Here is a 13319-nt window from a genome sequence, read left to right as displayed (position 1 = left end):
TTATTTCTCCAATATCCAAGTGTCTTTGGTACCGCCGCCTTGTGATGAATTAACCACTAGCGAACCTTCTTTGAGCGCCACCCGCGTTAAGCCGCCCGGCGCAATTTCTACCGTTTTGCCGGATAACACAAAAGGACGTAGATCGATATGGCGCGGCGCGATACCGGCTTCGACAAAAGTTGGGCACGCCGATAATGCTAAGGTTGGTTGGGCGATGTAGCCGTCGGGCTTAGCAATGATGCGCTCGCGGAATGCTTCGATTTCGGCCTTGGTGGAAGCGGGGCCAACCAGCATGCCATAGCCACCCGCGCCGTGCACTTCTTTGACGACTAATTCAGGCAGATGCGCCAAGGTGTAGGACAAGTCTTCTTTTTTGCGGCATTGGTAGGTTGGGACATTGTTTAAAATCGGCTCTTCTGACAGATAGAAACGAATCATGTCCGGCACATACGGATAAATCGATTTATCGTCGGCAACCCCCGTTCCAATTGCGTTCGCCAACGTGACGTTGCCGTTGCGGTAGGCCGAGAATAAACCGGGCACGCCAATTGCGGAGTCAGCACGGAATTCACGCGGATCAAGGAAATCGTCATCAATGCGGCGGTAAATCACATCGACCCGTTGCGGGCCTTTGGTGGTGCGCATGTAGACGAAATCATGCTCAACAAATAAATCGCTGCCCTGCACCAATTGCACGCCCATTTGCTGTGCGAGGAAAGCGTGTTCAAAATAGGCTGAGTTGTACATCCCTGGAGTTAGTACCACCACGGTCGGATTATCGATTTTTTGTTGCGCGGCGCTGCGTAAGGTATCGAGTAGTAAATCGGGATAATGCGCTACCGGAGCGATGCGATGTTGGACGAATAAATCGGGAAATAAACGCATCATCATCTTGCGGTTTTCTAGCATGTAGGACACGCCAGAAGGCACGCGCAGATTGTCTTCCAAGACAAAAAATTCACCTGCGCCAGCGCGCACAATATCGACACCGGCAATATGCGCATACGTGGACAAGGCAATATCGACGCCATGCATTTTGGGGCGATATTGCTCGTTATTGAAAATCTGCTCGGCGGGGATAATGCCGTTTTTTAATATCTTCTGTTCGTGATAAATGTCGTGCAAAAATAAATTCAGCGCGGTGACACGTTGAATCAATCCTGCTTTAAGCTCAGTCCATTCATCCGCACAGATGATGCGCGGAATAATGTCGAAAGGAATTAGGCGTTCATTACCTTCGTTGTCACCAGTGACGGCGAAAGTAATACCAACGCGCCGGAAGATCAACTCGGCTTCAGCGCGTTTTTGGCTAATGACCTGATCGGGTTGCTGCGATAGCCATTGATGAAAGTCGCCATAATGGTGACGCACAGCGGATGGACTAGAAAACATTTCGTTAAAAAAATTGGTCATCATTACCTCCCTTGTACTACCGTTATATCAAGAAGCGTGCCAGCTTTGGTCGGATTGGACGAGTCACCTCCGTTTTCGTTCTACCGTGTTCCAGTTAACAGTTGTTGACGATTGAGTTTAATCGATTCGGGTATGGTTCCTGCTTACATGATGGTGAAATATTGTTACGGCAAGCTACCCTTGGTTTGAATGTTGAAAGGTAATGATTCATGGCAATTCGCATCGCACTCCATCATAAAACAAGTTATCACTACGACCGTGCAATTAATTTGTCTCCGCACGAAGTCCGCTTGCGCCCCGCGCCGCACGCACGCACACCGATTTTGTCGTATTCACTCACTGTTCAACCGGGCAAGCATTTCATCAATTGGCAGCAAGACCCTTACGGTAATTACATCGGACGCTACGTTTTCCCTGAGAAAACCGAGGTCTTGGAATTTACCGTCGATCTAGTCGCCGACATGACGGTCATCAACCCATTTGATTTTTTCGTTGAAAAATACGCTGAATATTTTCCCTTTGCCTACCCAGAGCAATTACAACTCGAGCTAAGTCCTTATTTAAAAATAGAAAAATCGGGGCCATTGCTAGCCGAATGGGTAGCCAAAGCCAAAGAAGAGATTCTCTCCAAAAAAATACTGACCAATGATTTTTTAGTCTCGATTAATCAGCGTCTGCAAAAAGACATCGCCTACTTATTGCGCTTGGAGCCTGGCGTACAAACTCCTGAGGAAACCTTAACCCTGCGCTCTGGCTCCTGCCGCGATACGGGCTGGCTGCTGGTACAAATTCTGCGTGAATTAGGCTTGGCGGCACGCTTTGTGTCGGGTTACTTGATTCAACTGCGCGCCGACCAACAAGCCTTAGATGGACCAAGCGGCACCGAAGTTGACTTCACCGATCTGCACGCGTGGACTGAGGTATATATCCCCGGCGCGGGCTGGATTGGCTTAGATCCAACCTCGGGCATGTTAGCCAGCGAAGGCCATATTCCCTTGGCTTGCACCGCCATGCCAGCTTCAGCCGCACCGGTAACGGGCTTTACGGATAAAGCCGAAGTTAAATTTTTCCACACCATGACGGTGACACGCATCCACGAAGACCCGCGTGTCACCAAGCCGTATTCGGAAGACGATTGGCAGAAAATCGACGCACTCGGCCATCAAGTTGATGCCGATTTAAAAAATCACGATGTGCGTTTAACTCAAGGTGGCGAACCGACTTTTGTGTCGATTGACGACATGAACGGCGCGGAATGGAACACCTTGGCGCATGGCGACAACAAGCGTCATTTAGCAGGCAAATTAATGCATCGCCTCAAAAACCATTTCGCTCCGGGCGGCTTGCTGCACTATGGGCAAGGCAAATGGTATCCGGGCGAACCGCTGCCGCGTTGGGCATTAAATATTTTCTGGCGAGTTGATGGGCAGCCGATTTGGGTCGATGCGGGCTTGTTTTCAGACGAGAATCAAAACGACGGTTATGGCGTAGCGGAGTCCAACCGTTTTATGGCAGAACTGATTAAACAGCTCAACTTGCCCAGCAATAGCGCGATTGCGGCTTACGAGGACGTCATTCTGCACGCTCAGCGTGAGCAAAGCTTGCCCAACAATCTTGATCCACTTAAAGCAGATCTCAATTCGCCCGATGAACGGCGCTCCTTGGCGCGGGTCTTGGCGCGCGGTTTGGGCGAAGTAGTCGGCTACGTGTTGCCGCTCAAGGCGCAGGACTTTGCACCGGGCGAATCGCTGGGCACTGTGTGGCGCACGTCCGCGTGGCCGCTCAAGCGCGAACATCTGTATCTACTAGAAGGCGATTCACCGATGGGCTTGCGCCTGCCGCTGAGTTCCCTGCCGTGGGTGATGGAAGAGCAAAAGCCTAAGGAATTTGACGTTGATCCGTTTGAAGCCCGCAAAGCTCTGCCCGCCAGAAGCAGCACCGAAAAAACAAGCAAGACCGCCAGCCACGTTCCAGCCCGCGTTGCCAAAGCCAATGCCAACGCCAAAGCCGCCAGCCTCAGCGTAAATCCAACTCCATCGCCAATCGATGTGATTCATACCGCCTTGTGCGTGGAAGTGCGCGCCGGACGTTTGCATGTCTTTATGCCGCCGCTCAAACGCATTGAGGATTATTTATCCTTAATCACCTCCATCGAGCACACTGCCGCCAAGCTCAACATCAAATTGTGGATAGAAGGCTATCCGCCGCCGCGCGATCCGCGCATTAAGCTACTAAGCGTGACTCCCGATCCGGGCGTGATTGAAGTCAACGTGCATCCCGCCGCGACGTGGGATGAGTTGGTGTACAACATTTCCACCTTGTACCAAGAAGCGCGCCTAACCCGACTTGGAACTGAAAAATTTATGCTCGATGGTCGGCATACCGGCACCGGCGGCGGTAATCACGCCACGCTGGGCGGCGCGACCGCTGAAGATAGCCCGATGTTGCGTCGCCCCGATTTGCTCAAAAGCCTAATCACCTACTGGCAAAATCATCCGGCTTTGTCGTATTTATTTTCTGGCACGTTTATCGGCCCGACTAGCCAAGCACCGCGCGTCGATGAAGCGCGCGACGACAATTTGTACGAACTGGCGATCGCATTCCAACAAATGGACAAAGTCTTGCCCACTCTGCATCCGGGCGATAAGCCGTGGATCGTGGATCGTTTGTTACGAAATCTACTGGTCGATTTAACCGGCAACACGCATCGGTCAGAATTTTCTATCGACAAGCTGTATTCACCTGACGGACCAACGGGCAGGCTTGGTTTGGTCGAATTCCGCGCCTTTGAAATGCCGCCGCACGAACGCATGAGTTTGTTGCAAATGTTATTACTACGCGCTTTGGTGGCACGTTTTTGGACTACGCCCTATCAAGCCAAATTGGTGCATTGGGGCACAGAATTGCACGATAAATGGATGTTGCCGCATTTTGTTGCACAAGATATCCGCGACGTGGTGAAAGACTTGCGTTCCGCTGGCTATGCGTTTGAAGAGCACTGGTTTGATCCTTTTATCGAATTCCGCTTCCCACGCTATGGCACCGTGGTCTACGAAGGCGTCGAAATGGAATTACGCCAAGCCATCGAGCCTTGGAATGTGCTGGGCGAAGAAATGAGCGGCGGCGGCACCGCGCGTTATGTGGATTCGTCGGTGGAGCGCATGCAATTATTGGTGCGCGGCTTGACCAATGGCCGCCATGTGATAGCCTGCAATGGACGGATGTTGCCTCTGCACCCTACCGGCATTCCGGGTGAATTCGTTGCAGGCGTGCGCTTTAGAGCGTGGAGCCCATGGTCGGCCTTGCATCCGACTATTCCCGTGCATGGTCCTTTAACGTTTGATTTGGTCGATACGTGGAGCGGCCGCTCGATTGGCGGCTGTACTTACCATGTTGCTCATCCGGGTGGGCGAAGCGAAGAGCACGCGCCGATTAATGCCAATGCTGCTGAAGCGCGCCGTTTTGCCCGTTTTTGGGCATATGGGCATACACCGGGGCCCATGTTTGTACCGAAAGAGGATCTCAATCCAAGTTTCCCAATGACACTCGATTTGCGTTGGCAAGCCCATTAAACGTATCATCTCGGACTTGTATTACATGAGCAAACAGAACAATGTTAATTAATCTACTGGCGAAATACAGTCCGCAGTCAGACAGTTTTGATGAAATGCTGGACGCCGCCAAGCAGCCGCGCGCGCATTGGCGCACCATTTTAGACAGCCTAGCCAATGAAACGCCCGAAATTATGGCAAAGCGCCTCGAAATGGTGCAACGCCAAGTGCGCGAGAACGGTGTCACCTACAACGTGTATAACGACATCAAAGGCGTGCAACGACCTTGGGATTTAAACTTTTTGCCGTTTATTCTGCCCGCTGCGGAATGGGCGCAAATCGAAGCTGGCGTCACCCAGCGCGCCACTTTGCTCAATAAAATTTTGATCGATGTCTATGGCGAACAAAAATTATTACAAGAAGGTTTGCTGCCACCGGCTTTGATACATGGTCACGATGGTTTTCTGCGTCCTTGCCACAGCATAAAACATCTTGACGATGTGGCCCTACACTTCTACGCCCTCGACTTAGCGCGCGCACCAAATGGTCGCTGGTGGGTGGTTGGCGACCGCACGCAAGCACCATCGGGTGCGGGTTATGCCTTAGAAAATCGCGCGGTGATGTCGCGTACCTTACCCGATTTGCTGCGCGAGATGAAGGTCCGCCCGCTGAATGATTTTTTCAACACAATTTTAGACAGCCTAACGCGCTGGGGTCGCCAATGCGCGGCCCAAAGCGGCGCACCGCTGCGCACCAGCGAACCACCGCTCATCGTTTTATTAACGCCCGGCCCGTACAACGAAACTTATTTCGAGCAAGCCTACCTCGCCCGCCATTTGGGTGTACCTTTGGTTGAAGGTAATGACCTCACCGTGCGCGATGGCGTTGTCTGGTTCAAGAGCTTGTCTGGTCTGCAGCGCGTGCATGTCATCATGCGCCGGGTGGACGACGATTTTTGCGATCCACTGGAGTTACGTGCCGAATCGGCATTAGGCGTGCCGGGGCTGACCTTGGCTGCACGCTTAGGCAATGTCGTGATCGCCAATAGTCTAGGTTCCAACTTATTAGAATCGGGCGCGTTGCTCGGCTTTTTACCCAAACTCTGTGAACGCTTATTAGGTCAGCCTTTGGCGATTCCATCGGTCGCCACTTGGTGGTGCGGCGAACCCGCGGCAATGGCAACGGTGATTGAGAAACTCGATCAGCTAATTATTAAGCCTAGCTTCCCACAACTGCGCCAGTTCCCGGTATTTGGTAAAGACCTCAAACCGACCGAGCGCGAAAAATTTATCCGCGCTATTCGCGCTAATCCGAATAATTTCGTAGCACAAGAATTGGTCAAGTTGTCTCAAGCACCTGTTTGGCAACCCGAACAGCAAGGCAGCTTAAGCGCCTGTTCGGTCGGCCTGCGCGTGTATGCTTGCGCCACCCCTAAAGGTTATGTTGTGATGCCCGGCGGATTAACCCGCGCCGCCACCGGTTCCGACACACGCATCATCACCATGCAACGCGGCGGCGGCAGCAAAGATACGTGGGTGCAAGCCAAATCCAAAGTCGATGCGCCGGGCACCGATTTAACCCGCACCATTACCAGTGCTGAGCTGGTACGCGACGACACGCATTTATCGAGCCGCATGGCCGAGAACTTATTTTGGTTTGGCCGCAATTCTGATCGCTGCGATAACACCACGCGCCTATTACGTGTGTCGCTCAACTTCTTATCCTCGATTGCACCAAACGAACGCGGATCGGAGTGGAAAGCGCTCAAATCCATTTGCTCGCACTACGATTTAATCGGCGACATCGATAAGCCAAACGAAGCCAGCCAAAGCCAATCACAAACATTGGGCAACGTCACTCAATTACAAAGTCTAGTCCCCGGCATCACCAAATCCGAAAATCAACTCGACGCGCAAATTGAAGCGCATTTATTAAAGGCACTATCCTCGCCCGATGTGCCAGGCCTAGCCCAACAATTGGAACAATTGCATTACGTCGCTAACCAATTGAGCGAGCGCTTCTCGCTCGATAACTGGCGCGTGTTGAATCAAATCATGCCGACCTTGCAAGACATTAAGCAGCCCTTAAAGCAAGAAAATGCCATGTCAATTTTGGACGAAATGACCAATGCCTTGATGACCTTGACCGGCTTTTCGCTGGACGGAATGACGCGTGATTTAGGCTGGAATTTTTTGTCGTTAGGTCGCCGCTTAGAGCGTCTGCAATTTCAAAGCATTGCCTTGCAACGCGCATTAACCATGGACGCCAACGGCAATTTAGATTGGCTGCTAGAACTGTCCGACAGCATCATCACTTACCGCGCCCGCTATCGCTCTAAGCCAGAGTGGTTGCCGTGTTTAGACTTATTGTTGCTGGATGAAAGCAATCCGCGCTCGATCGTGTTCCAGCTTGATGGCATTCGAAAAAATCTCAAAAAAATTACCCGCGCCTATGGCTCCTGCGGTGAAGAAAAATTTGAATTGTTACGCAGCGAATTAACCCAGCTCGATTGCGATGATGATTTATTTTGCGGCAATGAAAAGCTCATCAATTTATTGACCCGCATCTGGACCGCGAGCGCTGAAATTTCCGAGCAAATTAGCTTGCAGTTTTTCAGCTATACCGGAACGCGCCTGAACAGAAAACAAGCCAAATGACCGAAACAACTTCTGACCTTAACCGCGCTTTCACGCCTTGCGCGCGTTACCACGTGATGCACGAAACAAACTACACCTATCAATCGGCGGTGAGTTTATCGCAGCAATATTTGCATTTATCCCCCGCCGAATTTATCTATCAACATGTCGAAGCGCAGCAGATCAGCATTCTGCCAGCCGAACAAGAGAACATCGCAGGACAAGATTATTTTGGCAATAACACACGCCACATTGCCATCACCGTGCCGCATCAAAGTTTGATCGTTAATTCTGAGTTCACCGTCACGCTAGGGCAGCGACTTAGCGCAGAAGAACTAAAGGGTTCGCTCTCTTGGGAAGTATTACGCGACACCGTCACGCACAGTAAAATCCGCGCCACCCAAGATGCCTGCCGCTTTCTATTTGCCTCGCCACATGTTAGTTGCAGCAAACAATTGCGGGATTATGCGTTGGAAAGTTTTACTCCGGCACGCGAACATTTAGACGCCGCCATGGATTTAACGCAGCGTATTTTTACCGATTTTGAATTCGATCCAACGGCTACCGAAATCTCAACTCCGTTGGAACAGGTTTTTGAAGGTCGGCGCGGCGTGTGCCAAGATTTTGCTCACTTAATGATAGGCTGCCTGCGCTCCATTGGCCTACCGGCACGCTACGTCAGCGGCTATATCCTCACCCACCCGCCCGAAGGCCAACCACGCATGATAGGCGCAGATGCGTCGCACGCCTGGGTGTCAGTCTATTGCCCCAAATTCGGCTGGATAGACTTCGATCCAACCAATCGTTGCTTGGTGCAGCACGAACACATTACGCTGGGGATTGGACGTGATTTTAGCGATGTGACGCCATTGAGCGGAATCGTCTTGGGTGGCGGTGAACAGAAATTGGAAGTAAAAGTGACTGTGACGCCGATGGCGTTGGTTTCATCCTGAGCTAAACAAATCAAAAGTTAAATTTGCTCTCATCGAACGCCCAACCTTGGCGCTGGCGCGACTCGAACCGCTCTAACGAAAACGACCAAGGTTATCTAACCACGATATTTTCTAGGTTTAAGGTCTGGATATCTTGGCTTGATTTGGCAAACAATACCAAACTTCCGTGTCGTTTTTCATCCCACGTTTAATCCAACCCTGGGCCGAATAAAAGCGGTCCGCCCTAGTATTGGCTTGGGTAGAAAGTCTGACTTGCTTTTTCCCCAGATTAAAAAGCCAGTTCACTGCCAGATTTAACAAAGCTTTGCCTATGCCTTTGCCTTCGTAAATCGGCGAAACAAATAAGGCCCAAATGGATGCGTTGCCGGTTTCAGCATAACAATAACCAACGACTTTGCCGTTGAATTCGCACACCCAGCCGCGCAACTCATAGGGACGATCGTCGAATAAAAAATCGAGATATTCTTCGATGAATTGCGTGGTGACGCGATTGGGATTGGATAGTTTATTTTCACGCACCGAAAATCGAATTTCCAGCATCGCCGGGATATCCAAAATCGATGCGCTTCTAAATTTAAGTGTCGTCATGATAGGCACTCCATCACTAACTAGATCGCGGTAGCTAAATTCGGCCCTCAAATGCGCGCAATCCGAAAATCAGGTCGAATCATTTCCCCTCTGATTTTCCGTCGCTAATTTAACGCTTTGATGACAACTCGCCGTGCAGGTACAAAAATTACGACACTTGGCGTAAAAAAAATGCCCGAGTTCAAACCACAGACACAATACTTCAACTCCCCATTCCCAAAGCCACCACACCAGCAGCAATACATAGCGCACCGGTGACGCGTAACAAGCGATCACCTTCGCCCAGTAATCGTCCGCCGATTAAAGCAGCAAACAACATCGAAACTTCACGCGCGGGCGCGACATGCGACAGTGGTGCAGTCTGCATTGCAAATAAAACCAAGACATATGAAATCGGACTCACCGTGGCCACTACAAGCGCGTATTTCCATTGCTCACGCCATAAATGCAGCGTTTGCACGCGATCACGCAACAAGGTCGGCGTGAGCAAGGCAACGCGGAAAAAGTTACCGAAATAGTCGATCAAGATGGGCGAGATAATTAATACTTTGACGGCATAACCATCCAAGACGGTATAGGCCGCGATAAATAATCCCGTCAGCAAACCGTAGAAAATACCTTTACGAATCAAGACGCGCTTTTGTTCCGACTGGCCAGAATGCAGGGCCGAACGTAATAAATCGCGTCCGCCTGAAATAAGAAATACCCCGATGACCACCGCCAACATTCCAAGCAGTCCAATTGTGGTCAATTTCTCACCCAACAAAAATAAGGCAGTGAATGACGAAATCAATGGGCCAGAACCACGCGCCACAGGATAAACGATCGTCAGATCGGATTTTCGGTAGCCGCGCAATAGAATCACAAAATACAGCACATGCAACACACCGCTAAAGGCGATAAAACTCCACTCCAACACGCCCCACTTAGGCACGACGTCCAGCGAAAAATAAATGCCAACGGGCGCCCAAACAAACATCATGATGACGCTAGTAAAGCCCGCAAAGCGTGAATCGCCTCCGGCTTTTTTTGCAGCGATATTCCATAGGGCGTGTATCAGTCCAGCGAGGATAACTAAAGCGAAAGCGGTATAGGTCACGACAAATCCAAATCTAAAATTTTGTGCATAAAAAAAGGGGACATTGGAGTCCCCTTTTTATGTTCAACTAGTATTGCCAATAAGTCAAATTAGGCTAAACGACCGTGACACATTTTGTACTTTTTGCCGCTGCCGCATGGACATGGATCATTGCGACCAATTTTGAACATGTGATTGACTTGCGGTTGATTTTGCTCGTCCGGTGTCGCCGTTGGTGCCAATAATTCTTCGGGCGCGGCGTTGGCATCAAAATCAGCGTGTTGGTAATGCACGTTTTCCAACTGGTCTGGCTCAACCGCTTCAATTTCTTCACGCGATTGAATACGTACCAACATGACCGTGCGGATGACGTCGTTTTTGATCATTTCCAACATTTGCGAGAATAATTCAAACGCTTCACGTTTGTATTCTTGCTTAGGATTTTTTTGTGCGTATCCGCGCAAATGTATCCCTTGGCGTAAATGATCTAACGCGGCTAAATGTTCGCGCCAGTGCGTGTCCATGCTTTGCAACATCACGCTGCGCTCATATCGACCGAACGATTCACGCCCAACGATGGCAACTTTGGCTTCGTAGCTTTGCTCAGCGACTTCGATGATCTTGTCGAGCAAATCGTGATCGGTTAGCTCAGGCTGGTCTTGCAGCATTTGCTTTAATGGCACGTTCAATTGCCACTCGGTCGCCAAGGCATTTTCTAAGCCAGCGATATCCCATTGTTCTTCGACCGATTCTTCGGGTACAAAGCTGCGCACAACGTCGTGGAACACGCCAGTACGCAAGGAAGTGATCATTTCTGAAATATCGGTCGCTTCCAATAATTCGTTACGCTGTTGGTAAATCACTTTACGTTGATCGTTCGATACATCGTCGTATTCCAACAATTGTTTACGAATATCAAAGTTACGCGCTTCTACCTTGCGTTGCGCCGATTCGATTGAGCGCGACACAATGCCCGCTTCGATAGGTTCGCCCTCTGGCATTTTGAGGCGATCCATAATTGCGCGCACGCGGTCACCAGCAAAAATACGCAATAACGCGTCATCCAAACACAGATAGAAACGCGAAGAACCTGGATCGCCTTGACGACCAGAACGACCGCGCAATTGGTTATCCACGCGGCGCGATTCATGGCGCTCAGTCCCGATGATGTGCAAACCACCCGCTTTGACGACATGGTCATGCAGCGATTGCCATTCGTCGCGCAGTTTTTGTGCTTGCTGCTGCTTTTGCTCGTCGCTTAATTCAGCGTTCGCTTCGATAACTTGGATTTGTTTTTCTACATTACCGCCCAACACAATGTCGGTACCGCGACCGGCCATGTTGGTGGCGATCGTAATCATTTTTGGACGGCCAGCTTGGGCAATAATTTCCGCTTCACGGGCATGCTGTTTAGCATTCAACACGTTGTGCGCTAATTTATGCTTGGTCAAAATACCGGACAACAATTCGGAATTTTCAATCGAGGTTGTACCGACCAACACCGGCTGACCGCGTTCGCAGCAGTCTTTGATGTCGATTAACATCGCGTTGTATTTTTCTTCCGATGATTTGTACACTTGATCTTGGCGATCAACGCGCTGCGATGGGCGATTTGGTGGCACCACCACGGTTTCAAGTTTGTAGATTTCTTGGAATTCGTATGCTTCGGTATCCGCTGTTCCGGTCATACCTGACAAGCGGTTATACATACGGAAGTAATTTTGGAACGTAATCGACGCTAAGGTTTGATTCTCGTTTTGAATCTTCACGCCTTCTTTGGCTTCCACCGCTTGATGCAAGCCTTCGGACCAACGGCGACCAGTCATCAAACGACCGGTAAATTCATCGACGATTACCACTTCATTGTTTTGCACAACATAGTGTTGATCTTTGAAGTACAGCGCATGTGCACGCAATGCAGCGTACAAATGGTGGATCAAGGAAATATTCGCTGCGTCATACAACGATGCGCCTTCTGGCAACAAACCCATTTGCGTCAGGATTTGTTCTGCGCGTTCGTGACCAGCTTCGGTCAGCAAGACTTGGTGCGATTTTTCGTCTTTAGTGTAGTCGCCGGGTACTTCCACCACGCCTTTGCCATCGGGTGTTTCTTCACCGATTTGCAAGGTTAATAGTTTCGGGACTTCGTTAATTTTGTAATACAGATCGGTGTGATTTTCGGCTTGGCCAGAAATGATCAGCGGCGTACGTGCTTCATCGATCAGAATCGAATCGACTTCATCGACAATCGCAAAATTCAAGGCACGTTGCACGCGTTCGCTCGCTTCGTACACCATGTTGTCGCGCAGATAGTCGAAACCGAATTCGTTATTGGTTCCGTAAGTAATATCGGCCGCATAAGCAACTTGCTTGCTGTCGTGATCCATTTGCGACAAGTTAATGCCAGTCGTTAAACCCAACCAGCCGTATAACTGCCCCATCCATTCGGCATCGCGCTGCGCCAAATAATCATTGACCGTAACCACATGCACGCCTTTGCCGGACAGCGCATTTAAATACGCTGGCAAAGTCGCCATCAAAGTTTTACCTTCACCCGTGCCCATTTCGGCGATTTTGCCGTAATGCAGCACCATACCGCCTATCAGTTGCACGTCAAAGTGGCGCATTTTTAAGGCGCGCTTGCTCGCTTCGCGGCAGACTGCAAAAGCTTCTGGCAACAGTTGATCAAGGGTTTCGCCTTTGGCGTAGCGAGCTTTAAATTCCTCAGTTTTGGCCTTTAATTCGGCGTCTGATAAGGCTTCTAATACTGGCTCCAGCGAATTGATCACACGCACAGTGCTTTGGTATTGCTTCAATAGGCGTTGATTACGGCTACCGAAAATCTTGGTCAGAATGGACATGCGATGAATGTATGAGTGAGATTTTGAAAAATTAACCTTAGGGTGTTGGCAAAAAAATACGGCGCCAACTCAACCCGCGATTCTACCATGTGCAGCCCTAAATTCGACATTTACGGGGTAATTTAGGAGGTAATTCTGGGCAAAGTAGACACACTTTGCCGATTGACGGCATATGGAGTTGCATTTCCGTAGCGCAAGAGGTGCCGAATTAAATAGTTCGCCTTTAACTAGTTCTCTTA

The 13319-nt window shown here is 50.1% G+C and carries 7 protein-coding genes; 3 read left to right on the top strand and 4 right to left on the bottom strand.

What is annotated here, in order from left to right; genetic code table 11:
• Positions 1-1413, bottom strand: a complete 1413-nt coding sequence (locus E2I14_RS13685) for a circularly permuted type 2 ATP-grasp protein (protein WP_133329609.1) — start codon at positions 1411-1413, stop codon at positions 1-3.
• A gap of 209 nt (positions 1414-1622) precedes the next feature.
• Between E2I14_RS13685 and E2I14_RS13680 the strand changes: the two genes are divergently transcribed.
• Genes E2I14_RS13680 through E2I14_RS13670 form a run of 3 tightly spaced genes read left to right on the top strand, consistent with a single transcriptional unit; the run spans position 1623 to position 8553 of the window.
• Positions 1623-4985, top strand: a complete 3363-nt coding sequence (locus E2I14_RS13680; RefSeq protein WP_133329475.1) for a transglutaminase family protein — start codon at positions 1623-1625, stop codon at positions 4983-4985.
• Between the two features lie 41 nt (positions 4986-5026).
• Complete coding sequence (locus tag E2I14_RS13675) at positions 5027-7621, top strand: circularly permuted type 2 ATP-grasp protein (protein WP_133329474.1); 2595 nt, start codon at positions 5027-5029, stop codon at positions 7619-7621.
• Positions 7618-8553 (top strand): transglutaminase family protein, encoded by a 936-nt coding sequence (locus E2I14_RS13670; RefSeq protein ID WP_133329472.1) that lies wholly within the window; start codon positions 7618-7620, stop codon positions 8551-8553. Before E2I14_RS13675 ends, E2I14_RS13670 begins: the two co-directional genes overlap by 4 nt.
• Before the next feature lie 117 nt (positions 8554-8670).
• Here the strand turns inward: E2I14_RS13670 and E2I14_RS13665 are convergent, their stop codons facing one another.
• From E2I14_RS13665 to secA, 3 genes are all read right to left on the bottom strand, one after another.
• Positions 8671-9141, bottom strand: coding sequence for a GNAT family N-acetyltransferase (locus E2I14_RS13665; protein WP_133329470.1), 471 nt, complete (start codon positions 9139-9141; stop codon positions 8671-8673).
• Between the two features lie 202 nt (positions 9142-9343).
• Positions 9344-10240: a DMT family transporter gene (locus E2I14_RS13660; RefSeq protein ID WP_133329469.1), complete on the bottom strand. Its 897-nt coding sequence runs from the start codon at positions 10238-10240 to the stop codon at positions 9344-9346.
• An 89-nt stretch (positions 10241-10329) separates the two neighbouring features.
• Entirely contained in the window at positions 10330-13080 is a 2751-nt protein-coding gene (gene secA / locus E2I14_RS13655) for a preprotein translocase subunit SecA (protein WP_133329467.1), read from the bottom strand.
• Between the last annotated feature and the right edge of the window lie 239 nt (positions 13081-13319).

The sequence above is a fragment of the Sapientia aquatica genome, assembly GCF_004358105.1.
Classification (GTDB): domain Bacteria; phylum Pseudomonadota; class Gammaproteobacteria; order Burkholderiales; family Burkholderiaceae_D; genus Solimicrobium; species Solimicrobium aquaticum.
This window is presented reverse-complemented; position numbering and strand designations above follow the sequence as displayed.